This is a genomic window from Streptomyces sp. MMG1121 (genome assembly GCF_001280015.1).
Lineage (GTDB): Bacteria > Actinomycetota > Actinomycetes > Streptomycetales > Streptomycetaceae > Streptomyces.
Genome location: NZ_LGDV01000210.1, coordinates 22036 through 47510, shown reverse-complemented (window position 1 = coordinate 47510; position 25475 = coordinate 22036). Strand labels below are relative to the sequence as shown.

At 69.6% G+C, this 25475-nt stretch carries 18 protein-coding genes and 2 pseudogenes; 7 read left to right on the top strand and 13 right to left on the bottom strand.

What is annotated here, in order from left to right; translation table 11 throughout:
- Nucleotides 1–303: tectonin domain-containing protein (locus ADK64_RS29280; RefSeq protein WP_324614446.1), on the top strand; the 303-nt coding region annotated here is incomplete at its 5' end.
- 294 nt (nucleotides 304–597) lie between these two features.
- Here the strand turns inward: ADK64_RS29280 and ADK64_RS29275 are convergent.
- Together ADK64_RS29275 and ADK64_RS49145 are read right to left on the bottom strand one after the other, a co-directional pair.
- Nucleotides 598–1836 carry a DUF2993 domain-containing protein gene (locus ADK64_RS29275; protein ID WP_078992904.1) on the bottom strand — a complete coding sequence of 413 codons (1239 nt, stop codon included), beginning with the start codon at nucleotides 1834–1836 and terminating at the stop codon, nucleotides 598–600.
- A gap of 240 nt (nucleotides 1837–2076) precedes the next feature.
- Entirely contained in the window at nucleotides 2077–2520 is a 444-nt protein-coding gene (locus ADK64_RS49145; protein ID WP_078992903.1) for a transposase, read from the bottom strand.
- On the opposite strand from ADK64_RS49145, the gene ADK64_RS43630 reads away from it, so the two are divergent.
- A complete protein-coding gene (locus ADK64_RS43630) occupies nucleotides 2444–3280 on the top strand; it encodes a hypothetical protein (RefSeq protein WP_159046360.1) in 837 nt (278 codons plus the stop codon). The two genes, ADK64_RS49145 and ADK64_RS43630, sit on opposite strands and share 77 nt — an antisense overlap.
- Nucleotides 3281–3448: 168 nt before the next feature.
- Here ADK64_RS43630 and ADK64_RS29265 read toward each other — a convergent pair.
- Nucleotides 3449–3727 (bottom strand): annotated as a pseudogene (locus ADK64_RS29265) (N-acetyltransferase); the annotation flags it as partial.
- 83 nt (nucleotides 3728–3810) lie between these two features.
- On the bottom strand, nucleotides 3811–4152 hold the full coding sequence (locus ADK64_RS47645) for a helicase associated domain-containing protein (protein ID WP_420713051.1): 342 nt from the start codon (nucleotides 4150–4152) through the stop codon (nucleotides 3811–3813).
- A gap of 50 nt (nucleotides 4153–4202) precedes the next feature.
- On the opposite strand from ADK64_RS47645, the gene ADK64_RS29255 reads away from it, so the two are divergent.
- Nucleotides 4203–4682, top strand: a complete 480-nt coding sequence (locus tag ADK64_RS29255) for a DinB family protein (RefSeq protein WP_053663745.1) — start codon at nucleotides 4203–4205, stop codon at nucleotides 4680–4682.
- A 456-nt stretch (nucleotides 4683–5138) separates the two neighbouring features.
- A pseudogene (locus tag ADK64_RS47640) lies at nucleotides 5139–5336 on the top strand (IS5/IS1182 family transposase); the annotation flags it as partial.
- Nucleotides 5337–5427: 91 nt separating this feature from the next.
- On the opposite strand, the gene ADK64_RS48505 reads toward ADK64_RS47640, so the two are convergent.
- The gene (locus ADK64_RS48505; RefSeq protein ID WP_267888573.1) at nucleotides 5428–5562 is read right to left on the bottom strand and encodes a hypothetical protein; all 135 of its coding nucleotides are present in this window, start codon (nucleotides 5560–5562) and stop codon (nucleotides 5428–5430) included.
- A 356-nt stretch (nucleotides 5563–5918) separates the two neighbouring features.
- Here ADK64_RS48505 and ADK64_RS29250 point away from each other — a divergent pair, with 356 nt between their 5' ends.
- Complete coding sequence (locus ADK64_RS29250; RefSeq protein WP_234384744.1) at nucleotides 5919–6356, top strand: SRPBCC family protein; 438 nt, start codon at nucleotides 5919–5921, stop codon at nucleotides 6354–6356.
- A gap of 169 nt (nucleotides 6357–6525) precedes the next feature.
- On the opposite strand, the gene ADK64_RS29245 is transcribed toward ADK64_RS29250, so the two are convergent.
- The 4 genes from ADK64_RS29245 to ADK64_RS29230 all read right to left on the bottom strand — a co-directional run bounded on the left by ADK64_RS29245 (nucleotide 6526) and on the right by ADK64_RS29230 (nucleotide 12824).
- A complete protein-coding gene (locus ADK64_RS29245; RefSeq protein WP_053663742.1) occupies nucleotides 6526–7989 on the bottom strand; it encodes an APC family permease in 1464 nt (487 codons plus the stop codon).
- Nucleotides 7986–9557 carry a GMC family oxidoreductase gene (locus ADK64_RS29240; RefSeq protein WP_053663740.1) on the bottom strand — a complete coding sequence of 524 codons (1572 nt, stop codon included), beginning with the start codon at nucleotides 9555–9557 and terminating at the stop codon, nucleotides 7986–7988. Before ADK64_RS29240 ends, ADK64_RS29245 begins: the two co-directional genes overlap by 4 nt.
- A gap of 51 nt (nucleotides 9558–9608) precedes the next feature.
- Nucleotides 9609–11075: an aldehyde dehydrogenase family protein gene (locus ADK64_RS29235; protein WP_053663738.1), complete on the bottom strand. Its 1467-nt coding sequence runs from the start codon at nucleotides 11073–11075 to the stop codon at nucleotides 9609–9611.
- 975 nt (nucleotides 11076–12050) lie between these two features.
- Nucleotides 12051–12824, bottom strand: coding sequence for an SDR family NAD(P)-dependent oxidoreductase (locus ADK64_RS29230; RefSeq protein ID WP_053663735.1), 774 nt, complete (start codon nucleotides 12822–12824; stop codon nucleotides 12051–12053).
- Between the two features lie 578 nt (nucleotides 12825–13402).
- On the opposite strand from ADK64_RS29230, the gene ADK64_RS46185 reads away from it, so the two are divergent.
- Together ADK64_RS46185 and ADK64_RS29220 are read left to right on the top strand one after the other, a co-directional pair.
- Entirely contained in the window at nucleotides 13403–13576 is a 174-nt protein-coding gene (locus ADK64_RS46185) for a hypothetical protein (protein ID WP_159046359.1), read from the top strand.
- A gap of 1776 nt (nucleotides 13577–15352) precedes the next feature.
- Nucleotides 15353–18142: a helix-turn-helix transcriptional regulator gene (locus tag ADK64_RS29220; protein ID WP_053663731.1), complete on the top strand. Its 2790-nt coding sequence runs from the start codon at nucleotides 15353–15355 to the stop codon at nucleotides 18140–18142.
- Nucleotides 18143–18199: 57 nt separating this feature from the next.
- Here the strand turns inward: ADK64_RS29220 and ADK64_RS29215 are convergent, their stop codons facing one another.
- The 4 genes from ADK64_RS29215 to aroA form a co-directional block, all read right to left on the bottom strand.
- A complete protein-coding gene (locus tag ADK64_RS29215) occupies nucleotides 18200–20299 on the bottom strand; it encodes an FAD-dependent oxidoreductase (protein ID WP_053663729.1) in 2100 nt (699 codons plus the stop codon).
- Between the two features lie 28 nt (nucleotides 20300–20327).
- A complete protein-coding gene (locus ADK64_RS29210; RefSeq protein WP_053663727.1) occupies nucleotides 20328–21170 on the bottom strand; it encodes an SDR family oxidoreductase in 843 nt (280 codons plus the stop codon).
- Nucleotides 21167–22336, bottom strand: a complete 1170-nt coding sequence (locus tag ADK64_RS29205; RefSeq protein ID WP_053663725.1) for an acyl-CoA dehydrogenase family protein — start codon at nucleotides 22334–22336, stop codon at nucleotides 21167–21169. The genes ADK64_RS29210 and ADK64_RS29205 overlap by 4 nt, the downstream gene beginning before the upstream one ends.
- A gap of 80 nt (nucleotides 22337–22416) precedes the next feature.
- Nucleotides 22417–25422 (bottom strand): 3-phosphoshikimate 1-carboxyvinyltransferase, encoded by a 3006-nt coding sequence (gene aroA, locus ADK64_RS29200; RefSeq protein ID WP_053663723.1) that lies wholly within the window; start codon nucleotides 25420–25422, stop codon nucleotides 22417–22419.
- Between the last annotated feature and the right edge of the window lie 53 nt (nucleotides 25423–25475).

Here is a 25475-nt window from a genome sequence, read left to right as displayed (position 1 = left end):
GCGGACGGCACCGTCTGGGGCGTCAACTCCGCCGGCAACATCTACCGCTACACCGGCGACCAGGAAAGCGGCCACTGGAAGCAGATCAGCGGCGGACTCAAGGCGATCTCAGCAGGCTCCCGCACCTCGGTCTGGGGAGCGAACGCCGGCGGGAACATCTACCGCTACACCAACAACGACGCCAGCCCCTGGGTGCAGATCCCCGGCGCGCTCACCGACGTCGGAGCAGGAGTGGACGGCACCGTCTGGGGCGTGAACTCGGCCGGCAACATCTACCGCTACACCGGTGATCTGCCGGGCTGACCCCCGGTCACTCGGCATCCCGCCGCCGGAAGTCAGGCCGGTCACGTCCCCCAGGGCGTGACCGGCCCTGGCACAAACAGCAACCGGCGAGCCGACCTCCCGGTCAGACGATCTACGCCGGAGACTGCAGCCCACAGCCAGTCTGAGTGCTACAGAGACCCGTCACACCAGCCCCCTGACCTGCTGCTTCAAGTTGGCGGAGGCTCCGTCGTCGACATCGCTGCCGCGCCGAGCTCCCCGGCGACGGGATGCCGTCGGGTGCGGACGAGGTGTCCGCTCGTACGAACGGTGACGTCAGTGGCCCAGAAGCAGTCCCGTCCCCGACACCTCGGCGCGGATGCCGTCCTTGTCCACGGTCACGCGCTGCAGACGCAACGTGCCTCCCGGAGGTTTCGGCAGCTGGAAGGCGAAGGAGAAGCGGTCGGCGATCTGGGGGCGGGTGACCTTGGTCAGGGTGGTGAGCAGGGACGGGTCGAGGCCCAGCCGCTTGAGCAGGCTCGGGTGGGCGAGCGCCACGTCCACGAGGTTGATTCTGGTCAGATCGCGCAAGAAGCGCGGTGCGCCGGTGAGTTGATGGAGTTTGTCCTCGTCGTGGAGCGCGGCGCTCACCACGCTGTCGGGGACCCCCAGCCGGTGCACGATCGCAGGGACCGTCAGCATGGACTTGATTTGATCAGTCTCGCGGGTGATTCGGCGTGCTGAGGCTGGGGTGAGGTGGAGGCCCTCGGAGGGGCTGGTGCCGGGCCGGTACGTCGCGAGGTCGTCGATGTCGAGCCGTATGCCGTCCACGGAGGTCGCGATGCCGCGCTCTCCCTCGCGTCGGATAGCGGCATCGGCCCGCACACTCAGGTCGCGGCCCGCGATGCGCAAAGTGCCCTTGGCTTGAACACGGTCGGGGCCCTGAGCTGTGAAGGACACCTGGGAGGCGCCGAGTTCACGGTTCATGTCGGCGAACGACAACAGAACCTGTCCGTGCACCTGACGAACGAGGGCGCCGCGCACCGAGGTCGGCCCGTCGCCGTCGATGCGTATGTCGTCGGCGGTCGCGGTGACTTGAGTGAGGGTGACCCGGTGGGCCGGGATGTCGGGGACGGTGACCCGGACCGAGTCCAGGCGCCCCGCGGCCACCTGGGTCAGGAAGGGGAATCCGCCGATCGAGACCTCGGGGGCCGCGGCGAGATGCATCGAGTCCTGGAGCCGTTGGGAAGCCTTGTGCTCGGCGTAGAGCAGCGCCCACCGGTCGGCCAGGACGACGAGGCAGACAAGGGTCAGCGCCCAGACGAGGAACCGGACGATGGTGGGCAGACCGGTGGCGCGATTACGACGGCGGCTACCGCGCCGGTGATCGGGTGGCCGCCAGGGCTCTTCGTCGTCCTGATGGGCCTCCACTCCGCCCTCGGTCAGGAAGTCGTCCAGCGGATTGTCCGCCAGCGACGCCAATTCGTCGTATGGATTGCGGCCGGACGGAACCTGAGCGGTGGGTGGCCCGTCCGACTGGGCAGATTGATGCGTGTGTATGTGGGGGGTACGCATCGGCAGATTTCATCACATACTCACACCCGGTCCGCAAGTCCTACCTGAACCAAGGGAAGATATGAGTCACTTCGCGACCCGCTCTGTGTTCTCACTCACACGTTGAGGGCGTCCAGGAACGAGTCGACGGCGAGGACCCCGCCGAGGCCGAGGATCGACAGCCCGGTCGTGGTTCTGACCGCTTCTTGTGGAGAAGTGACGTCACGTCACATGTGGCTGCAACGACGAGTGTTCGCGTGGTTACGGCACATTCGAGACGGCTTTGTCCCATCTGGCGCCGGTGAGGGTCGAGGAGGTCAGGGCGGACGGCGACGCGGTCGGCCAGGGCGCAATCGTAGAAACTGTGACCTTTGGCTCCGGCGTCGGTGGAGGGTTTCTGGCAGGCTCTCCGCGGCGGTTTCGTGATCGGGGTGTCGGCGCGGAACGTGACCGCGTGGGTGGTGATCTGGTGGTCGCGGGCGCCGACGAGTACGTAGCCGGCGTGGTGTTTCTCCAGGCGGTGCACAGGTGCGGGCTGGCTCCGTAGAGCTCGTCGCCGGGCACGCAGGATGCGGGGACGTCGACGTCCAGCGCGCGGGTGGTCATACGGACTGTGAGGGCGGGTTCCGTGGCGAAGACGACGTTGCCGGGTGTCCCGGCGGCCTGGCAGCGGGCCGTGTCCTCGGTCCGTGAACGCGGGGCAATACAGCTGCCGGTCTATCGCCGTACGCCCGAGCGGAGTCGAGTAGGCAAGGTGGACGGCGACCTGGAAGTTCTCGATGCCGGTGTACTGACGCCGCGCCCCTCCGTGCCCGTCCTTTCTTCAGGTCGCCGGTGTCATCCACGACCAGCACGCACCGCATCCTCGCGGTGCAGGTGGTCGACGAACGAAGCCTCGGATGTCATGAACGCCTGTGCCAGGCGGCGGGGTTCGACCCGGACGGACCGTCCCCGCGACACGGCCCACCAGGACCTCGAACGCTTGTTGCCAGCGGGCAGGATCTATGCTGTGACCTGCGGCCTCCACCTGATCTTCTGTCTTCACACGCCGATGATCACCGGTGGTGGCACCCCTTCCGGGACCACCCCGACCAGCAAGATCAGGATCTGGTCCCCAGCGCTCATCATGGAGTTGAACCGGCTGATGGACATGTCCTCCCGAGAGATCCGCATGCCCCTCAGCGAGGTCGTCACGGTGCTGCAGGACCTGAACGAGTTCGTCGTTTCCCTCGACCGGCTCGGATCCCGCCAGGCATCCGGAACTGCCGACGAGTACACCGTCGGGAAATTCATCGCCGACCGGGATGTCGCTCGACGATTGGCCCGCGCCCGACACGTGATCAGCGTCGCGCTGGATGCACAACTGAGCGAGGAGGAAAACGCCGAGGTCGACGCCTTGTGCGAGCAGGTCCGCTTCTACGGCACGGACACCACCGCGAACCCCTCCACTGACCAGTCCAGCTGAGACGGCAAGCGCATCGGACCGGACCAATCCAGCCGGGGATCACTTCGGCCCGGGACCAGCTACCCGACCAGTAAGATCGCGATCCACAACTGGATCACCAGGCACGTTTGGTTGGGGCTCCTTCCCGTTTTCCGCCAGCGTCGCCGTCACCGCGAGTCACTGCTACGACCCGCGCGTATAGAGTTCCTCGCCGAACCCCCGCCCGCGGTGAGTGCCGAGCACGCGGGCGATGACTGTGGCCGTCGACGTTTCGTCCGTCGGCCGGCGCACCGTGCTGCAGCCCACGAGATCGCCATCGAGATAGGCGATTTCCAGATCGTTGCGCCGGGCACGTTCCCGTACCTCATCCAGGGACAGGGGATGGGTGGGAACGATCACGTTGTGGGCGTACTGCCAGTCCTTGAGCATGGCGTCGCCGTCCGGCCGCTGGATACGAAGATCAGACATCGCAGCAGGAGCCCCGAGGACGCCACGGACGTCAACTCCATAGGCCTGGCCTCCCCGTCCGTCCCTGCTGTCCGCACAGACGGCTATGTCCAGCGCATACCGATGGCGGAGAGCTGCTCCACTCGCTCAGGTGCCGGCGTCGCGGCCCTGCTGCGCCGGTTGCCGATCCATGCCGCTAGCCGGAGCTCCCGTTCCTCCTCGTCCTGGCCGACGATCCGTTCGACGTGCTTGCGCGGAACTCGCAGGTGTTCCTCGCGCTGGTGGCACTGCTTGGCGGCCTCGTAGTCGAGCGCCCGCTCGTCGGCCTGCGCCACGAGCGCACACAGCTCGCCCCGCGTCCTGATTAACTTGCGTTGACTCGTGCAGCAGGAGTCCTGAGACCAGGTCTTGGGATCGTAGACGCCGCCGTGGGCCACCGCTCGCACGAGCTCACGAACTGCTGTGGCAATCGCCCGCGGCGTGATGGGAGACTCTGATGGGCTCGTTCGACGTGCCGCTGGAGGACGAACGCATCCAGCTCGATGCGTTCGTCGAGGAGTACCGGAGCGCCATCGAGGCAACCCTCGACGGTCTTACCGAGGAGCAGGCGCGCCGTCGGCTCGTCTCGTCGGCGACGACGTTGCTAGGGCTGCTCAAGCATGTCACCTGGATGCAGCGGATCTGGTTCGAGGAGTGCGTCGGCGGCACGTCCCGTCGGGAGCTCGGCCTGGTGCAGATCCCGGACGAGTCCTTCCGGCTCGCCGACGACGACACCGTCGCCTCCGTCACGGCGGCCCACCGTGAAGCCTGCGCGACGGCCCGGGCAGTGGTCGCCGACCTGCCGCTGGACGCCGTCGTGACCGGCCACCGGACCGGGCCGCGCACGCTGCGCTGGGTGTACTTGCAAGTCCTGCGCGAGCTGGCCCACCACTGCGGGCACGCCGACATCCTGCGCGAGCAGGTACTCGCCGGCTGAGACCCGGGACCACCCCTGAGGAGGTGATCCCCCGGCCCCGACGACCCCGCCCGCCCCCGTGCTCGGTCCCCGGAGCGAGAGATGCTGCCCTCGCTGTAGGTGCTCCTTCGCTTCAGAGCACGGAGATCGGAGAGCAGCCGATACCGATGCCAACCAGTGTGGGCGTCATGCCCCGGCAGCCATCGGCGCTGGCAGGCACGGCAAGGATTCCGAGGAACGCGACGGCTCCGAGGACGGCAGCGGCAATACGGCGCATGAATTCTGTTCTTTCCGTTCAGGTGGACGCGTCCTGATCTTGCTTCCCCTGGCCCCGAGCCGACATGCAATGTGCCACTCGTGTGGGCCTGTCGTGTCGCCCCCGTGCCGTTTTGCCGCAGGCCCCCTGCCCCGTAAGTCCCGCCCCTCTTGGTCTGTCCGCAGCCCCGTCAGCCTGTCATCTGATGACGCAGACGTTTCCGTGCGCCGAGTTCGGCAGCCCTCCGCCGGCGCAGGCTCCATGCCGCCATCCCCCAACCGTCCGACCAGGTAGGCCACGGGCTGCGGTGAGGCAGCGCCGGAAGCCGACCGCCGGCTTTCGACGCGGAGGCGTACGAGCAGCGCAACGTGGTCGAGCGCTGTGTTGACCGGCGCGAGCAGTGGCACGGCCCGGCCACGTGAACGGACAGGCTCGCCATCACGATGAGCCTGCTGGATCCGTACTCGGCGCAGAACCCGGACGGCGGGCAGTTCGCGCAGCCAGCAGGCATCAGGTGTCTTCCGTCTGGTGTGCGCTCTCGCCGAGCCGGGACCGGAACTCGCTGAGCACCGGCACGTCGACCCCGAGGTCCACCAGCTCGAGTCCGAGAGCGAATTCCCAGTGCGCGCGGCGGGAGCCAGTCACTGAACACGGCGTCCGCGAACAGCTCGCCGAGCGCCTCCAGGGTCCGGATCGCCGAAGACCCCTCTCGGGAGCGCCCCCTGTGCCACCCGGGCTGTAACAGCAGGAATCTCATAGCCAGACCGAGGCCATCACGACCTCACGGATCACCCCGAAGGCTCCCCGCACAGCATCGGCTCACCCCCACTGTCCCTCATGGACGAGAGGCACCGTGACCGGTCCGTGCATTCGCCAGCAGAGTCTCCGAAGGATCAGACTCAGTCGGTACGTCGCAAGATTTCATCGACAGGCGGCAGTCCTGCGCATGTCGAGAGCCGTCCGCACTGTCCTAGCTTGGCGGAGTGCCCTACGCCTATGCCGTGACCTCACGTTCGTCGGCGAACCCCGACGACGTCTTCACTGTTCTCCTTCATGCGGCCACCTGGCCGTCGTGGTCGCCGATCGACACCGTCGAGGTCGAGGGCGGCGATCCCGAAGGCCCGCAGCAGGTTGGTGACACGCGAGTTTTCCGTACCGGCCGGGCGACCTCCCGTGAACGCATCGTGGAACTCGTCACCGACCGCCGGTTCGGATACGAGAACCTGAGCGGTCCGTTCCGGTCCTACCGGGGCACCGTCGAACTCGCCGAGGTGCCACAGGGTGGCACCGACATCACCTGGTCGGCAGTCTTCGAGCCAAGGCTCCGTCTTTCGGGGCGGTTCTGGCGTTGGTACCTGAGGCGCTTCATGCAGCGGATGGCCGATGGCCTGGCCGGCTACGCCGAGGCGGCGACGGACCACTCGTCGGAGGCGTGCTGATGTCGCCGGCCGGCCGGGGGCCGCCCCGTGGTTCTCGGTGTCCACCGTCAAGACGGCTGGCGAATTCCCGTCCCCGCACACGCCGTTCACGCCTCCAGTGAATCGCTGCTGCAGCAGGCCCGATCGGCAGCCGTTGCCGCAGACGGACCGGCGTGGAGGGACACGGGGATCACGGCGTCGGTACGGCGTCTCCCGCCGGCGCGTCCCCGCGGCCGTAGTGGTGGGTGGTGAACATGTACAGCAGGCCGGACCCCACCACCACCGCGCCGCACAGCAGGACGATCCAGTTGTCGTACCAGGGCTCCTGCGGGTTGCGGGCCCAGGAAATGTTGATGATCGCGAAGATTCCGTAGGCCAGTGCGACGGCGTTCACCACGAGACCCCAGCGCCCCAGAGTGAACTCCCCTTGAGGCTGCCACCCTTTCAGCCGGGCCCGCAGCGCGGCCAGTACCACCATCTGGAACGAACCGTAGATCCCGAGGATGGCAAAGGAGACGATCTTGGTGAGGGCGTCGTTGGAGACGAGCGAGCCGAAGGCGATGACCATCGGCAGCACGGCGGCCACGAGGAGTGCGTAGCCGGGTACGGCCCGGGCGTGGGAGAACCGCCGCAGCAGCCGGTGCCCGACGATCATCTGGTCGCGGGCGTAGGAGTAGATGAGCCGCCCGGCTGCGGCCTGGAGGCTGATGGTGCAGGACAGGAACGAGATCAGTACGACGGCCATCACCAGCCGGGCGCCGACCTCGCCCATGGTCCGGTACAGCAGGTGTACCACCGGGTCGGAGTCCTGGCCCGAGATCACCGCGCGGTAGTCGGTGACCGATAGCAGCAGTGACAGACAGGTGAAGGTGGCCGCGGCACCGCCGATGTAGATGGTGCGGCGCATCGCGCGCGGAATGACGCGGCCGGGGTGGGCGACCTCCTCGGCGGTGTCGCCGCAGGCCTCGAAGCCGTAGTACTGGTAGAAGCCGATGATGGCGGCGGCGAGGAACACGGGCAGGTAGGAGCCGTTCCCTGCGGTGCCGTAGCTGTCGACGATGACGCCGATGCCGTGGGCGCGGTGGGTGGAGAGCAGGTACACCCCGACGACGAGGGCGCCGACGAGCTCACCGGTGAAGCCGATCACGGCAGCCGCGGACAGCGCCTTGGTGCCCGCATAGTTGATCAGCACGGCGACGGTGATGAGCACGGCGGTGCACAGCACGGTGGTGTGTACGGTGGGGCTGAACCCGAAGAGGATGGCGATGTAGGGGCCGGCCCCGTAGGCGACGGAGGTGATGGTGACCAGCAGCGCCCACATGTACACCCACCCGGTCATCCACGCCCAGCGCTTGCCCCACAGCCGGCGCGCCCAGGGGTAGACACCGCCGGCGATGGGGTACTGGGCGACGATCTCGCCGAAGATCAGCGCGACGAGGAACTGCCCGCAGCCGGCGAGAAGGAACGCCCAGATCATCGGCGGTCCGCCGGTGGCGAGCGCGGTCCCGAAGAGGGTGTAGGTGCTGACCACGGGGGAGAGGTAGGTGAAGCCGAGGGCGAAGTTGGCCCACGGGCCCATGTCCTTGCGGAACTCCGAGCCCGGTTCGCCTTCGGCCCCTCCGGCCACCGGTGCGGCAGGCTGTGGGCCGGTCACCGTCCGGACTCCTGATCGGCGGGGCCGGGACGGCCGGTGAGGAGGTCGGCGGCGCGCTCGGCTGCGAGCAGGACGGTCACCATGGGATTGATGGTGGGCATCGTCGGGAACACGGAGGCGTCGACGATGCGCGCGCCCTCGACGCCGCGCAGTCTCAGCTGAGGGTCGCAGACGGCCATCGGGTCGTCAGAGGCCCCCATACGACAGGTGCCCGCCGGGTGGTAGACGGTGTGGGCCGCACGGCGTCCGTACTCCGACAGGTCGGCATCCGAGGTGATGTCCGGGCCGGGAGCGACCTCGCGAACCAGCCAGTCGCGCAGCGGATCGGTCGCGGCGACCTCGCGGGCGACCCTCAGACCGTCCACGATGGTGCGCTCGTCGTGGCCTTCGGGATCGGTGAAGTACCTGAAGTCCAGCGCCGGGTGTTCGGCCGGGTCGGCGCTGCGCAGCCACATACGGCCCGTCGAGCGGGCACGTGGCACGTTGGGCGTCATGCACACCCCGTGCTCGGGAGCGGGGTAGCCGAGCCGCTCGGTGTTGACGGTGAACGGCACCTGGTAGAAGTGGAACATCAGGTCCGGGCGTGGTTGGCCGGTGTCGCGGCGCAGGAAGAGGCCGGCGTCGGAATCCATGGCGGAGTTCGGCGGCAGCGGGCCCGCGGTCTCCCAGACGATCACGGATTCGGGGTGGTCCAGCAGGTTCTCGCCCACGCCGGGCAGGTCGATCTGCACATCCAGGCCAAGGCTGCGCAGGTCGTCGGCCGGTCCGATGCCGGACAGAAGCAGCAGGCGCGGGGTGTCGATGGCGCCTGCGCACAACAGGAGTTCGCGTTCGGCGCGCACGGTGGTCTCCTGGCCGTCGGGGCCGCGTACGGCGACGCGGGTCAGTCTCCCGGATCCATCGGTGAGCAGCCGGTGGGCCCAGGTTTCCAGCCGGAGGGTGAGGTTGGGCCGGTCCATGACGGGATGGAGGTAGGCGACGGACGCCGAGGACCGCAGGTTGCCTTCGGGTTGGTAGGCCAGTGAGAAGAAGCCGGCGCCGTCGGCGAAGGGTTCGGCGTTGAAGTCGTCGACGACGGGGACGCCGAGGGCACGGTGGGCGGCGGTGACGAAGTCCTTCGCGATGGGGTTGCGGTCGGCCTCGGCCACCGGGCGGATCTGCGTGTGCAGCCGGGTGCGGTAGGGGAGGAGCGTCGCCGGGTCCCAGCCGGTGCAGCCGCGGGCCACCCAGTCGTCGAGGTCCTGCGGCAGCGGCAGGAAGCTGATGAGGGTGTTGTGGGAGGAGCAGCCGCCGAGCACGCGGGCACGTGAGTGCAGGATGTGGGAGTTGCCGCGCGGCTGCTCGACGGTCGTGTAGCCGTAGTCGAATTCCGAGCCGAGCAGGTTGATCCAGTTGCGCAGGCGCAGGATCCGGTCGTCGCCGACGTCGCTGGGGCCGCCCTCGATGACGCAGACGCGGCAGTCGGGGGCCTCGCTCAGACGGGCGGCGAGCACGCAGCCGGCGGTGCCCCCGCCGACGACGACGTAGTCGTAGGCGTGCTCGCCGCCGCGGGCTGTAGTGGGGGGCATGCGGTGCCTTTCTTCGGTGCCTTCGTGCCGCGTGCGGGGCGCTCTGCCGGTTCAGCCCTTGAACCAGCCGGAGGGGGCGGGTGCGAGGTTCTGGTAGATGTGCTTGGCTTCCTGGTACTCTCGCAGCCCGGTCGGGCCCAGTTCGCGCCCGACGCCGGAGCGGCCGAAGCCGCCCCACTCGGCTTGCGGCACATAGGGATGGAAGTCGTTGATCCATACGGTGCCGTGCCGCAGCCGCTGGGCGACGCGCTGGGCTCGGCTCGCGTCGGACGTCCACACACCGCCGGCCAGGCCGTAGCGAGTGTCGTTGGCCAGCTCCACGGCCTCGTCCTCGGTACGGAAGCGCTCGACCGTGACCACCGGGCCGAAGACCTCCTCCTGGACGATGCGCATGGACCGGTCGCAGTCGGCGAAGACGGTCGGCAGCAGGAAGAAGCCGCTCTCCAGGGCGGGGTCGTCGGGCCGGGTGCCCCCGGTGACGAGCCGGGCGCCTTCCTCCCGGGCGATGGCGATGTGGCGTTCGACCTTCTCGCGGTGCCCGGCGGAGCTGAGCGGACCGCTCTCCGTACCCTCCTCCAGGCCGTTGCCGAGCCGGATCGCTCGGGCGCGGTCGGCGAGGGCGTCGACGAACCGGTCGTGCAGCACGTCCTGGACCAGCAGGCGCGAGCCGGCGGAGCACACCTGTCCGGAGTGCAGGAAAGCGGCGTCCAGCGCGTGGTCCACGGCGGCGGCGAAGTCGGCGTCCTCGAAGACGACGTTGGGATTCTTGCCGCCGAGTTCCAGGGCGATGTTCCTCGGCCCCTCCGCAGCGCTGGCCATGATGGCCCGCCCGGTGGCCAGGCCCCCGGTGAAGGAGACCAGGTCGACCTCCGGATGAGCGGTCAGGGCCGCGCCCACGGTCGCCCCGTGTCCCAGGACCAGGTTGGCGACGCCGGGCGGGGCACCGGCCTCCTCGATGAGTCGGATCATGGCGATGGTGGTGAGGGGGGTGATCTCACTGGGCTTGAGGACGAAGGTGTTGCCGGCGGCCAGCGCCGGCGCCACCTTCCAGGAGGCTTGCAACAGCGGGTAGTTCCAGGGGGCGATGAGTGCGCAGACCCCGACGGGCTGATAGACGACGCGGCTGAGGACGTCCGGTCCTACGTCCACGACGCGTCCGCCGTCCTTGCCCGCGACTTCGGCGAAATACCGGAAGGCGTTCGCCACGTCCTCCACGTCGAGACGGGCCTCCTTCAGTGTCTTGCCGGTGTCGAGGGTCTCGGTGCGGGCGATCTCCTCCTTGTCGCGCAGCAGCAGGTCGTGCACGCGCAGCAGAAGATCCGCCCGGCGCCGGGTGGGCGCGCTCGCCCAGTCCTCCTCCTCGAAGGCACGGCGCGCGGCGCGGACCGCGCGGTCCACGTCGGTGGCGTCGGCCTCGTCGACGGAGGTGATGACGGAGGCGTCGTAGGGGTTGACCACCTCCCTGCTCCCGCCGGCTGCCGCCGGTGTCCACTCGCCGTCGATGTACAGCTCGCCCACCGCAGGGTCTCCTTCGCATCCCACCCGAACCGATCGGCTTGTCGGTCAGAAACATGGCCCATCCGGGCGCGGCGGCCACGGGGGCACACCGCTGCGAGGTCGTCCTGCAATCGCACGGGACCCGGCTGGACTAACCGGAGGCCGGTCCGACGGACCCAACGACCGGACGGGGAAGCGGGCGGCCCGGCCGGATCGCGGCCGACCAGGATCACCCGGCCCCCGTCCGCGCGCACCTGGCGGCTGCTTCGAGTCCGGTACCCGCGCTGCCGCCGATGACCACCACAATCCCGAGTCGACCCGTGCGGGAGGTACCGGACACGGTCTCCTCGGGCATACTCCCTGTCAGCCGGACTGTGCCGTCACCGTCCTTCTGACCTGGGGTGGCGCAGTCCGGTCGGCCGGGTTGGTGCTGTGTTCAGGTCGCTGATGCTGCGCAGGCTCTGGGCTCGTCGACTGTCTGGCCTGCGGCGTTGGTAGATCCGGGTGGGTCGTGCAGGTTGGTCGAGTGCTGCGCGGATTCACTGACCGGCGACAGTGGGGAGCCAGGTCACGCCCGCCGTACACGCTGCCGCACCCGAGGCGGACCGTGGACTGGGCCGAGCGGGCGGCGACGCACCGTGCTGCCGGAGCACCCGGACACCGACGTCATCGTCCACGCCGGGCGACCAGGCCGGCGTCGACCTCGAGCATCGCGGCCAGGACCTCACCCCGGCGACTGGCTCCCTGAGACCACCGGGGCACTGGGCTGTGTGCCTTCCCCGTCCCCCTGGACCTGGCAGCGCTGGGCTCCGGGATGGCCGGACCCGTGCAACTCGGCCGATCCCGGGCCCCGTTGGTTCCGCGAGTACCTGGCGGCCGGCGTCCTGGCCGCGCCGGGGCTGGGGACGACAGGTCCGAGGCCGGCACGGTGTCGTACGGGCGGAGGCGGCAGGCTGTCGGAGTACGGGAGAACCGTTCTCGAAGGCGGTCGAGGCGTCAGAACATACGCGGTTGACCGTTGGAAGCACCGAGTCCGCCGTCCACGGGAACGTGGGCGCCGTTGACGAAGCGCGCGTCGGAGCTGGCCAGGAAAGCGATGACATCGGCCACTTCATCCGGTTCGGCAGGGCGCTGCATGGGGATCCGCTGACGGAATGCGGCGAGCATGCCCTCGTTCTCGACGATGGGTGCGGCCACCGGGGTGCGGGTGAGGCTCGGGTGCACGGCGTTGACACGCACCCCTTCATGGCCGTGGTCGAGTGCCATGGCGTTGGTCAGGTTGACCAGTGCCCCTTTGGCGGCGTTGTAGGCGGCCAGGCCCCAGTCCGCACCGAGGCCGGACACCGAGCCGACGTTGACGATGCAGCCCCCGACGCGACGCAGATGGGGCAGCGCGGCCCTGGACGCGAAGAACACCCCGTCGACGTCCACTGCGAAGACGGACCGCCAGGTGGCGGTGTCGGTGTGCTCGACGGTTCCGGGCGCGCCGATGCCCGCGTTGTTGACCAGCACGTCCAGCCGGCCGTATTCCTCGGCCACACCTGCGATCAGCGCGGTGATGGATGACTCGTCGGAGACGTCCGCGACGCGGGTGACGATCGTCGAACCAGCGGGGGCGTCGGCAGCAGCGCTCTTCAGCCTGTCCTCGGTCCGCCCGACGGCGATCACCGTGGCGCCCTCGCGCCCAAGGCGATACGCGGTGGCGGCGCCTATGCCGGACCCGCCACCGGTGACGACGACGACCTTGTCGGCGAATCGGTTTCCGTCCATTGTCGCTCCCCATGTGTCTCGTGATGGAACGTCACATCACAACAGGATATGGCGACATACGATTCCGCGTGCCGTGTCACAGTCGTTGTCGGCACGGACGTCGTGCCGACCGCGCCCCGCTCGGCCGACGCGGTCAGTCGCGCGGGATCCTCGGACGCCGCCGGGTACCTGCGCCTGCCCGTCGGTCATCCGGTACAGGACGACGGGCGTCCGTCCGGAACTCCTCCCCGGGCACGAGGGTCTGACGCAGCATCTGAAGCCGCCCCGGCCCGCTCGCGGACAGGGCGAGGCCGTCGACTGAGGTCCGGCTGGAGGGCCTGTCTCTGAACGCTCAGGCCTGGTGCTTCTGGGACCGGGCGCGGCGGCGCGGGTGCCCGCCCGACCGCTGCGAGCACGGCGACGGCCCGCCGCTGGAGGTGTTCGGGGGCCGGGCGTGCCAGGCCTCGGCCCGCAGGAGGACGAGGGCCGCGCATGCCCCATGCCGTGTGTCGGTCGCCGGGACACGGTGCCCGTCACGGCTGCTCGGCGTCGGTCTTCCCTGACGCCACGTCACTTCAGGCTGCCCGCAGGGATGTCAGGTGGCAGAGCACGGCGGCGAGGGGCAGGAGGAGATGTTCACCGACCTCGTCGACGTGGCGGTCGGGGTCATCCTCGGCCGGCGCGGTCGCGGTGCCCCGGTCGCCGTCCCGGGCGCCATCGCCTACGAACTCGCCGACGAGGGCATCGTCGCGATGCTCCACCACAGGCCGTGACCGAGCAATCCGCCGTCCTCGGCCCACCCGTCGGCCAGGCCCGCTCACCGGTGCTGCATCGTGCTGCCCGCACCGCGCTCGGCCTGAACTGGCGCTACGGCGCGATCGACCGCACCCCCACAAGGTCACGGGTTTCCTCGTCGGCCTGGTGGCAACGGGGCACGGTCGGCGCTGACCACGACGCTCAGGCGCGCCGCTGTCTCCGCGCTCGACGAGGTCTCCGCCACGGTGCCGGTCACCGGTGGGGCGAGCGGCGTCATCATTCAGGAGGGCCAGTTCCGGGGCGAGAACACCGGCGCCGACGGACTGCGCCGCTCTCTCGCCTCGGCGTCCGGACCACCGGGCTGAGTCGGCCTGCCTGCCCGGGCGGGCGCGACCGCTGCCACGACCCTGGCCGTCCTGCACGCTCTCGGCCGCCGCACCGTGCCGGGGCCGTCGTCGCCCGCGTCCCGTTGCGTGCCCGCGAGGAACTGGCAGATGCGGCCGACCGGTTCGGTATCGACCTGCGACTGCGTCCGTGGGCGGATGCGGTCCTCCGGCGCGGCCGACCCGCTCGCCTCGAACTGGCCGGCGACGAGGAACGGCCCCATCGACGTCGTCCACCGGCCCTGGCGCACTGGCCGGTGACCTCGGTCCCGGCCGGCAGCCGGACGGCCCGGGCTGGGTCGTCGCCGGTGGCCCGATGCGCGCGGTGGCCGTGGTCATGGCGGCCGGGTCCTGCAACCACCGTTCGGAGCTGTCCAGATGCCGGCGGTCGACGGACCGCAGCAGCTGGGCGGCGTCAAGCACGTCGGTCGTCCGGCGCTGGGCTGGGCGGGGCCGACGCAGCGGACCGCGTTCGCCGGAAAACATGCACGTCGAGCTGGTCGGTCAGGCCCAGGGTGCGAGTGGCCAGCCGCAGTGAAGCCCGTACCGGTGCCCTGGCGTCCCGGATACGCGGTCTCCGTCCGCACCCCCTCTGCGGCCAGTTCCCGCCGCGGCGCGAGCCGCTGCTCGGCGAGCTCGGGGCGGTCGGCGGACAGAGCCCGCACCGGTTCGGAGCAGGAACATCGCAGGGCGCAGGCGTCACTTGGGCGTGGAACACGCGGATCGCGGCTGGCCGTCGCGGGCCACGGCCGTCGGCTTCTCCGGCAGCATAGGCGGCGTCCGCGACTACGCAACTCACCCCACCGTTCCGAAACCATAATCCACGTCACGTTGTTCGACCTCATAAGCCACGGACTCTCCCGCGAATCCACCCCGAACCGGTGCGACACCAAGCCTAGGGCCAATCAACCTCGCCAGAACAAAAAAATCCTTAAGTGACTGAAAATTGCGCATCCCGGACACGTTGAGAGCGTGTTCAATCTTTTCGATCTTGACTGTCTCCTGGGGCCCTATTTCCCCATGGTTCATTTCAACGTCGGCTCCGCCCTCGTGTTCCGTAGTCCGAAAACACCCCGTCCATCTCGTTGAAAATTCGAGGAAGATGGTATCTCTGGCAGCGTGAACGGGCCGTGGTTCAACGGTCGGTGTGGTGACGACTCCCCTGCGTGATGGTCGTGCGTGGAAAATGCGACACTACCGAAAAGGTTGTTGAGCGGGTTAACGTGGCACCAGGAACAGCGTGATCAGCCATTCAGGGAGATGCATGAACTCCTTACCCGTGATGTCCGCTCCGGCGGGGCGGAATGCTTACAGTCCGAATGCGACGCGGGAGGAGGCATGACACGGGAGCTGCCGCCGGCTATCCCCTCTGCCGGTTCCGATCCGCATGTGACGAGGGGAACCGCGTTGATGGAACGCGAGGATCAAATCGCCCACGTCCGGGCCTGGCTGGCTGCTCCCCAGTCGGTGGCGGGACAGGTGTTCCTGGTGGAGGGGACCGTGGGCTCGGGCAAGACGGAGTTCCTGCGCGAAGTGACGGAGTACGCCCAGTCCGTCGAGGTCGTGCCGCTGAACGCCGTCTGCTCCACCGAGGAGCGGGATCTGCCGTTCGGTGCTCTCAGCCAGCTGTTCGACAACCCGGCGCTCCCGATGGAACTGCGCAGACGTGTCGCACCGGTACTGCGCGGACTCATGGGGGCGCCCCGGGCCGAGAGCGTGCAGGAGGCCGTCGAGCGCAACTGGGCCGAAATCTGGTACGACCTCTTCCTGCCCGTCATCGAACTGGCCTCCACCACACCGGTCGTGGTGTGCGTGGATGACGTCGACCACATGGACGCGGCATCGCGGCAGTGCCTGTTGTACCTGGTCCGCCGACTGAGCTCGGCACCGCTCCTGATGGTGTTCACCGAGCTCGCCGAGCCGAGCGGGGCCCACCGCCCCTTCCGTGCCGAACTCCTGCGCCAGTCTTCCGTCGTGTCCGTCCGGCTCACACCGCTCTCTCCGGAGGCCGTGCGCACCGTGATCAGTCAGCGCCTCGGCGTGGGGGCGGCGCGGGAGCTGAGCGATACCTTCGTCACCTACAGCGGCGGGAACCCCCTGCTGCTCGACGCTCTGATCCACGACGAGCGGCTTGGCGGAGAGGTGCGCCAACAAGGTTACGGGCGCGCGCTGTTGAACTGCCTGTACCGCAGTGGATCCCACACACTGCGGGTGGCTCGCGCCATGGCGGTCTACGGCGACGGTGCCTCACCAGAGGAACTCGGGGTGCTGGTCGACGCGGATGCAGCCACCGTCGAGCGGGCGCTGCGCACCATGACCGAGGCCGGGCTGCTGAGGAGCGGCCGGTTCCGGCACGCGCTGGCCACGCGCACCGTGCTGGACGACATGCCCTCCGCGGACCGGGTGCAACTGCACCACCGGGCCGCCGGACTGCTCTACAACCAAGGTGCTGCGGCGGGCGACGCCGCCCGTCATCTGGCCGAGGCCGGCCAGGTGTCGGAGCCCTGGGCGCTGCGTGTGCTGCTGGAGGCGTCGTCGGAGGCACTGCTGCACGGTGAAGTGCAACGCGCCCTGCGGTACCTGAACTCGGCACAACCGTCCTGCACGAACGAGAGGGACCGCTGGGAGGTCAGGTCCAGGCTCGCCCAGGCCGAATGGCAGCTCAACCCCTCGGCATCGCTGCGGCACCTGATCGCGCTCACAGAGGCTGTTCGCAACGATCAACTGGACCCGCACGAGACGATGCTGCTCGTACGGCAACTGCTGTGGCTGAACCGTACGCAGGAGGCCGCTGACATCCTTTCGCTGCTCCGCAAGCGGGCGGCGCGTCTGCCCGCCGCGGGAATCGCCCCCGTATCCGGCACGCCGAAGCAGTCGGCCGAACTGCACGACATGGAGGTATGGCTGGCCTGCACCTATCCGCCGCTCGCGGGACGGGTGCAGAGCGGGCCCGTGCTCACCGGTCCCGAGGGCGCGCCCACCACCCGGGGCCAGACCTTCTGGCTGCAGTCGATCGGCGCTCTCTCCGGCGGCCTCGTCCGCAGGCGCAGCGGCGAGACGCAGGAGTGGGCCTCGCACGTCCTCGGCCAGCTCGACCTCAACCACCACGCCCCCTGGGCAGAGGAAGCGACCCTCCTCGCGCTGATGTCCCTCGTCTACAGCGGCCGGCTGAGCGACGCGGCCAACCGGTGCCGGAGCCTGGACGAGCGACACAACGGGCGCCTCTCCCCGATGTGGCAAGGCGTCCTGGACGCCGCCGAGGCGGAGATCCGGTTGCGCCGGGGCGATCTCCGGGAGGCGGTGAAGCGTGGCACGTCGGCCCTGGAGCATGTGTCCGTCCAGGGGTGGGGCACCGCCGTCGGCCTGCCACTGGGCACACTGATCCTGGCTCACACCCGTACGGGGGAGTTCGACGAGGCCACGGCGCTCGTCACCCAGGGCATCCCCGACGAGATGTTCCAGAGCCGGTACGGACTGCACTACCTGTATGCCCGCGGGCACTACTACCTGGCCATGAACCGGACCCGCGCGGCGCTCGGGGACTTCCTCTCCTGCGGCGAGCTCATGTGCAAGTGGGGCCTGGACCTGCCCGGCATCGTGCCCTGGCGGACCAGCGCAGCCGAGGCGTGGCTGCTGCAGGGCAACCGGGACCAGGCCAAGCGCCTGGCAAAGGAGCAGCTGACCCTGCCGGGGCCAGAGGACACCGTCAGCCGGGCGCTCGCTCTGCGACTGATGGCCGTGTTCAGTTCGCCGGGACAGCGCCCGCGTCTGCTCGGCGAGGCCGCCGACCTCCTGGAGGCGGCCGGCTGCACCTACGAACTGGCCAGGACGTTGTCCGACCTGGGCCGGGCCTACCACGCGCTGGGCAAGCACCGTCGGGCGCGGGTGATCGTCCGTCGCGCCTGGCGGGTGGCACACCTCTGCCAGGCGGAGCCCCTGTGCAGGGAGTTGCTGCCGGACACCGGCGGTGAGGTGGGCCTGGCGGACGACGAGGAGAGGACGACGGCCGTCGCCTCGCTGACCAACTCCGAACGGAGGATCGCCTCGATGGCGGTCATGGGGTACACCAACCGCGAGATCGCGGAGAAGCTGTTCATCACGCCCAGTACGGTCGAGCAGCATCTGACCCGGGTTTACCGCAAATTGGCCGTCAAGAACCGCCAGAGTCTGCCGGGCTACCTGCGCAGCGATTCCGGCTGATCCGCCAGGCCCGACGGCGCCGCGCTCCGCATCGGCCGAGGGCCCCGGGATCCTCGACTACCCGGCTCGCCCCGACTCCCTCGACGCGACCCGTTCCACGATGCGGTGCGCGGCGCGCAGTCCTTGCGCGGTGGCCCGTACGGCGTTGAGCGCCCGGGCGTCGGCGGCGCCACCGGCGATCTCGAAGGGGACTCCGGTCTGCTGAAGCAGGGCGACGACGTCTCGTTGACTCTCCTGACCCGTGGCGAGGACGACATGGTCGGCGGCGACCAACTGCCGTTCCCCTTCGGCGTCGATGACGACGACACCGTTCGGGGTGATCTCCTCGTACGCGATGTCGGTGACCAAGCGCACTCCGCCGGCGCGCAGTTCCTCCATGACCACCCACCGGGTGGACGGGCCGATTCCGGTGCCGATCCTGCCGCTGCGCCGCATCACCGTGACCTGACGGGAACCACCGGCCGGGGCAGTGGCGCTCCGTGACACCGGGACGGCCCTCGACGGCGCGGTGACGGCGTGGGAGGCGAGGAACTCCTCCGGGGTGCGGGCGGGGGAGGAGCCGCTGGTGAGGAGACGGGCCAGGTCGACGGCGATTCCGCCGCCGCCGATGACGGCGACGCGCGGGCCGAGCGCGGCGGGGCCGGCGAACGCCTGGGCGTAGTCGAGGACATGCGGCAGGTCGATGCCGGGCAGGTCCGGTCGATGGGGGCGGACCCCGGTGGCGAGGACCACGCCGTCCATGGTGCGCAACATGGGCACGTCCCGCGAACCGATACGGTGCCCCAAGTACATCGGCACCTTCAGATCCTCGAGTTCCTGCGCGCGCTGGAGTACGGTCGCGCCGAAGTCAGCCTTGCCCGGCACCAGGGCAGCCAGTCGGAACTGACCGCCGGGCTCCTGCGCCGCCTCGTACACCTCGACCTCGTGCCCGAGCCTCGCCAGGGTGCGGGCCGCCTCCAGTCCCGCGAGCCCCGCGCCGATCACGGCGTACCTCCCCCGGTGCGCGGGGGACTGCCGGGCCGGGAAGTCGATTTCGTAGCCCGCCCGCGGATTGACCAGGCAGGACACCCGCTCGGTGCCGAAGGACCGGTCGATGCAGGCCTCGTTGCAGGCGATGCAGAGGTCGACCGACATGCTCGACCCCGTACGGGACTTGGCGACGATGGCCGGGTCCGCGAGGAACGGGCGGGCCATGGCCACCAGATCGACGTCGCCGGAGGCCAGCACCTCCTCGGCCTGCGCGAGCTGGTTGAAGCGGTTTGACGCGATGACGGGTACCGCGTCGTGCCCCGCGGCCCGCAGCGCCCGCTTGACCTGCCGGGCGTACACGGCCCAGGTCCCCGCCGGCACCTGCGCCTGCACGGTCGGCACCGGGGATTCGTGCCAGCCGACGCCCACCGCGAGCGCGTCGGCACCGGCTCCGGCGAGCGCGACGGCCAGTGCGGCCGTCTCCTCCCACGGGGTGCCGTCGACGACGAGGTCGGCGCCCGACATCCGGAACAGCACGGGGAACCCCGGTCCCACCGCGGCCCGTACGGCCCGCAGCACCTCGACGGGGAAGCGCCGCCGCCGCCCGGCGTCACCGCCCCAGGCGTCGTCGCGGCGGTTGGTGAGGGGCGCGGTGAACTGGTTGATCAGATAGCCCTCGGAGCCCATCACCTCGACGGCGTCGAAGTCCAGCTCGTACGCCGCCCTGGCACCCTGGGCGAAGGCAGCGACGGTCTCGCTGATCTGTTCTCCGGTCATCGCCTGGGGGGCGGTGCGGGAAAAGCGGCTGTACACGGAGGACGGCGCGAGTGGCACGGCGCCGTCCGTACCGGGGGTGCCGGGCAGCGCGTACCGCCCCGCGTGGAAGAGCTGGAGGGCGATGAGACCCCCGGCATCGTGCACCGCACGGGCGGCCCGGCGGAGCGCCGACCTGTGGCCCTCGTCGTCGAGCACACCGTATCCGGGGCCCCCGGAACCCGCCGAGTTCACCGCGGAGCCGCCGGTGACGATCAGGCCGGCACCGCCCCGCGCCCGTTCCGTGTAGAAGGCGGCCAGAGCCGCACCGCCATCGTCCAGGTTCTCCAGATTCAGGTGCATGGCACCCATGACGATGCGGTGCGGCACCGTCAGGCCACCGATCACGCAGGGCCTGAAGACGTGGTCCAACACCCGCCATCCCCCTTCTCGGTCGTTCCGCTCAGGCGTCCCGCGTCGGCCGGGGCGGCAACTCCAGCGCCTCCCCCGCGTCCGCGAAGAACGGCGGCGCGACGATGCTGAGCCCGCCGTCGACCACCAGGGTCTGACCGGTGATGTAGGCCGCCCCCTCGCCGAGCAGGAAGACGATGGTGTCGGCCATCTCCTGCACGGTGCCCGGACGGCGCGCGGGGATGCGGTCGAGGACGCCCTGCATGGGCGGCATGCCCTCGACGTTGTAGAAGAACTCCAGCGAATCCGAGTCGATCAGGCCGCCGTTGACCCCGTTGACGTTGATGCCGTAGGGAGCGAACTCCACCGCCATGTACCGCACCCATGACTCGATGGCGGCCTTCATGCCGCCGAGCATCGCGTAGGTGGGGTAGGCGCGGATCGAGCCGTAGGAGGACAGCGCGACGATCCGCCCGCCGTTGTCCATCAGCTTGACGGCCTGCTGCGCCCCCAGCACGAACGGCCGCAGGTTCATCGCGTACGACCGGTCCAGGTGGTGCGGGCCGAGGTCGACGATGTTCTTGAACGCGCTCGCCGCAGCGTTGGAGACGAAGTGGTCGAGCCGCCCGCAGCGCTGCGCCACCTCGTCGAACAGCGCCGTGACGCCCTCGGCGGTCTCGACGTCCGCCTGGACCGCGAAGCCCTGACCACCGGCCTCCTTGACCTCGGCGACGGTCTTCTGCGCCAGGTCGGCGTTCTTCTTGTAGTTGACGACCACGGTGCCACCCCGTCTGGCGAGGGTGAGGGCCAGGGTGCGGCCGATACCGCGTGAGGCCCCGGTGATCAGCGAGACCTGCTCGCGGTCGGGTGTCCGCTGGTCGTGGGGGCTGCTCATCGGATCGTTCCTTCCGGGTCGCGGGACGCGGCACGCTGGAGCAGCTCGCGGAAGACCACGGCCTTCTGTACCTCGTTGGTGCCTTCCTCGAAGCGCTGGGCACGTGCGTCGCGGTACACGCGCTCGATCTTCTGCGCCTTCCAGTAACCGAGTCCACCGTGCACTTGCAGTGCCTTGTCGGTGACGTTCGTCAGCATCGTCACCGCGTGCATCTTCGCCATCGACGACAGCATGGAGGCGTCGTCCGCCCCCTCCTCGAAGCGGCGGGCCGCGTACAGGACCAGCTGCCGTGCGGCTTCGATGTCCGCCGCGTTCTCGGCCAGCATGAACTGGATGGCCTGGCGCTGGGTGAGCGTCTTGCCGAAGGTGACGCGGCTGCGGGCGTACTCGACGGCCAGCTGCTGAGCGCGCTGCGCGAGCCCGACACAGCTCATCGCCACGGAGACCCGGGACGGAGTCAGGAAGCCACCGAGGAACACCTCCAGGCCCTCGCCCTCCACACCCAGCCGGTGGTCCACCGGCACCGGGGTGCGGTCGAAGGCCAGCGACGCATGGTCGGTACCCGTGACGCCCATGGTGTTGGAGGTGTCCTCGACCGTGACGCCCGGGGCGTCACGCGGCACCAGCAGGGCCACCGTGCCCTCGTGCCCGGTGCTGCCCTCGACCCGGGCGGCCAGCAGGTAGTAGTCGCAGCGCACCCCGAAGGTGATCAGGTGCTTGCGCCCCGAGAGGTAGTACGTGTCGCCCTCGCGCACCACCGATGTCGTGATGTCCGCGCCGGTGCCGTTGCCCGGCTCGGTGAGGGCGAAGGCGATCTTGATCTCGCCGGTGACCGAGGGGATGACGAAGCGCTTGCGCTGCTCGTCGTCGGCGTGGCCGTCCATCGACCGCCAGATGCCGTTGACCACGTGCACGATCATGCGCACGGAGCCGTGTGAGCGGGAGAAGACCTCCATCAGCTCCATCCAGTGCGCGAAGCCTACGCCCCGGCCGCCGTACGCCACGGGAGCGGCTATGCGCAGGAATCCCAGGCCGTTCAGCTCGGCCCACAGCTCCTCGGGCACCTGCCCGGTCTCCTCGATGCGTTCGGCCCAGCGCTCACCGGGCCCCTCCACCCACTGTTCGACCTGGGTGCGCAGCTCGTGGAACTGCTGCTCGTCCGTCATGTGCTGCCTCTGTTCCTGTTCGTCGTTCCGGTCTGCTGTCCGTCCCGGGGCCGGCGGGCACCGCGACGGGACGGGCGCTCTCAGACGGTGTTCTCGTCGTGGGGCCTCAAGTCACGGGCCAGCGCCCGCAGTTCGAACTTCTTCACCTTGCCGATCGGGTTGCGCGGCAGGACGTCGATCCGCTCCAGGCGTTCGGGCCAGTACTGTTTGGCCACCTCGTGCCCGTCGAGGTAACGCCGCATCTCCTCGAAGGTCAGCTCCGCTCCACCCGCCGGGACCACGAAGGCGCAGGCGCGTTCGCCGAGGCGCTCGTCCGGCATGGCCACCACCGCGACGTCGTCCACCGCTGGGTGTCCGAACAGCAGTTGCTCGATCTCCGCGACGGGAATCTTCTCGCCGCCGCGGTTGACCACGTCCTTCACGCGTCCGGTGATCCGCAGGAAGCCCTCGGTGTCGATCGTGGCCAGATCGCCCGTGCGGTACCAACCGTCCTCGGTGAACGCCTGGGACGTCAGGTCGGGACGCTCGAGGTAGCCCTCGAAGACCGTGGGGGAGCGCAACTCGAAGTTGCCCTCCTTGCCCGCGGCCAGCACCACTCCGTCATCGTCCGTGATCCGCAGTTCGATGCCGTCCAGTGCACGGCCGTCGGAGCCCCAGCGCTGTCGGGGCTCGTCGGAGGGTGACGACAGCGCGCCCAGGCAGGTCTCCGTGGTGCCGAAGGCCCCGCACACGCCAGTGCCCAGCACCCGCCCGGCGCGCTCCGCCAGACCGCGCGGCACCATGGCCCCGGTCGCCACGAATATCCGCAGGTGCTGCGGCGTTTCGCCGCTCTCCTCCACGGCTTTCACCAGGTCGGACAGGAACGGTGTCGCGGCCTGTACGAACGTCGCCCGGTGGTCGTTGAGCGACTGAAGTGCCCGCTTGGCGTCCCAGTCGGGTTGCAGGATCTGCGGCACGCCCAGTACCAGGGCGAGCACCATGCCGTACAGGAAGCCCGTCTGGTGCGCGAGCGGCGACGGCACCCAGATCGCGTCCTGCTTGCCGAGCCCGAGGTGTCCGATTTCCATCGCGGTGGCCCTGACCAGGTTGCGCGTGGGCTGGGTGACGCCCTTGGGCTCGCTGGTGGTGCCCGAGGTGAACAGGAGTTGCGCCGTCATCTCCGGTGTCGGCGCGAGGGCGTCGAGTGACGCCCGGTCGATGGCTGTCGCCGACAGGGCCTGCTCCCAGTCGTGCACGGTCGCCCCGCCCGCGGGGGACTCGGGCAACTGGGCGGAGCCGCCCGCGGTGGCCAGGACCACCACGTGCTCCAGCCTCAGGTCCGATCCTTCCTCGGAGATCAGCTCCAGTGCCTCCTCGGCGGGCATACGCGAGCGGTGACGGTCCGCCACGACCAGGACCCGTGCCTTGGAGCGCCGCAGGACGAAACCGACCTCCCGCTTGCGGAAGAACGGGATGACCGGGCAGCACACGGCTCCGATGCGCAGAGCCGCCAGCGACAGCACCACGAACTCGGTACGGTTCGGAAGCTGGTACGCCACGTTCTCGCCCGGTCGCACGCCGAGCCGCAGCAGCAGGGTCGCCGCGCGGTCCACCCGCTCGGCCAGCTCGCTCCAGGTGGTGACCTCGTCGCGGTCGGAGCGCACGTCCACGACGGCCGTGTCCTCGGGCCGGGCCTCGGCCCGTCGACGCAGCCACTGCGGCAGTGTGACCCGCGAGGCCTCCTCGGGGTCGACGGACTCGGGCTCCGCCTCCGGGGCACCGTCCGGGGCGGGACCTGCCGAGCCGCCCAGCACCGACATGGGCACGGTGAGCGTGTTCATCGCGTCGAGGAAGCTCGGGTACGAGATGCGGTAGGCGTTCGGAAACGTCAGCGTCGAATGCCCCTGTGCCCGCGAGGACGCCACCGCGAGCGACATCAGGATGCGGTGGTCGTTGAACGAGGACAGCTTGGCGCCGGTCAGGCCCTCCACGCCCCGTACCCGCAACGCGTCGTCCGACAGTTCCAGGCGGCCGCCCATGGAGTTGAGCTGGAGCATGGCTGCGGCTCGGTCGGACTCCTTGAGCCGGGTGTGCGCGATGTTGCGGAACACCGACTCGCCGCGCGCGAACGTGGCGAGGGTCGACAGGATCGGCAGCATGTCGGGGATGTCGCGGCAGTCGACGTCGACCGCGGTGAGCTGCGGCACGTCCTGCCGGATGCGGACACCGCCGGCCGCCTCGTCGATCTCCATCGGTACGCCCATGGATCGTGCGACGTCGAGGAAGTGGAACTCGGGGTGGTCGGCCGGGCCGCCCTCCAGCGTGGTGATCCCGCGCAGCAGCACGTCGCTGGGGTGCAGCGCTGCGGTTGCGATACCGAACGCGGCCGAGCCGATGTCCGGGGGCAGCGTCAGCTCGACGGTGCAGGCCCGCTGGCCGGGCTCTATGTCGAAGCGCCGCCAGTCCTCGGAAACGGTCACCTCGAGGCCGAACTGCCGCATCATCGCCACGGTCAGCTCCAGGTAGGGACGCTCGTTGAGCTCCCCCTCCACCTCGATGGTGGTGTGCCGCGTCGCGAACGGGGCCAGCAGGATCAGGCCTGAGATCCACTGGGACAGGGTGCCCGCGATGGTGACGTGGCCGCCCGTGGGCCTGCGGCCCTGCACGTGGACGGGCGGGCAGTCGTCGGCCGACTCCAGCTGGACACCCATCTGTTCGAGGGCGCGCAGCAGTGGGCCGACCGGGCGTCGCCTGAAGTACTTCTGCCCGGTCACCGACACGGCGCGGTCCGACAGTGAGGCCAGACCGATCATGAAGTACAGGGTGGTGCCGGAGCTGCCGGCGGACACGGCCTCCCGGCGCGGCTTGTACCGCCCGCCGAGCCCCTGAACCACGTAGGTGTCACCGTCCCTGGTGATCTTCACGCCGAGGTCGCGCAGCAGTCGCACCGTGTACTCGACGTGCCGGGCGTCGGACAGACCGTGGACGCGGCTGACGCCGTCGGCGAGCGAGGCGAGAATCAGTGCACGGTGCGCGTGGTATTTCGAGTTCGGGACAAGAATCTCACCGGTGACCCGGTGCTGAATTCCGTTGACGAGAAGGTGCATGGGTCCTACTACTCCCTGGCAATGGGCAGGAGGCCGAGACAGGAATGGGAAAT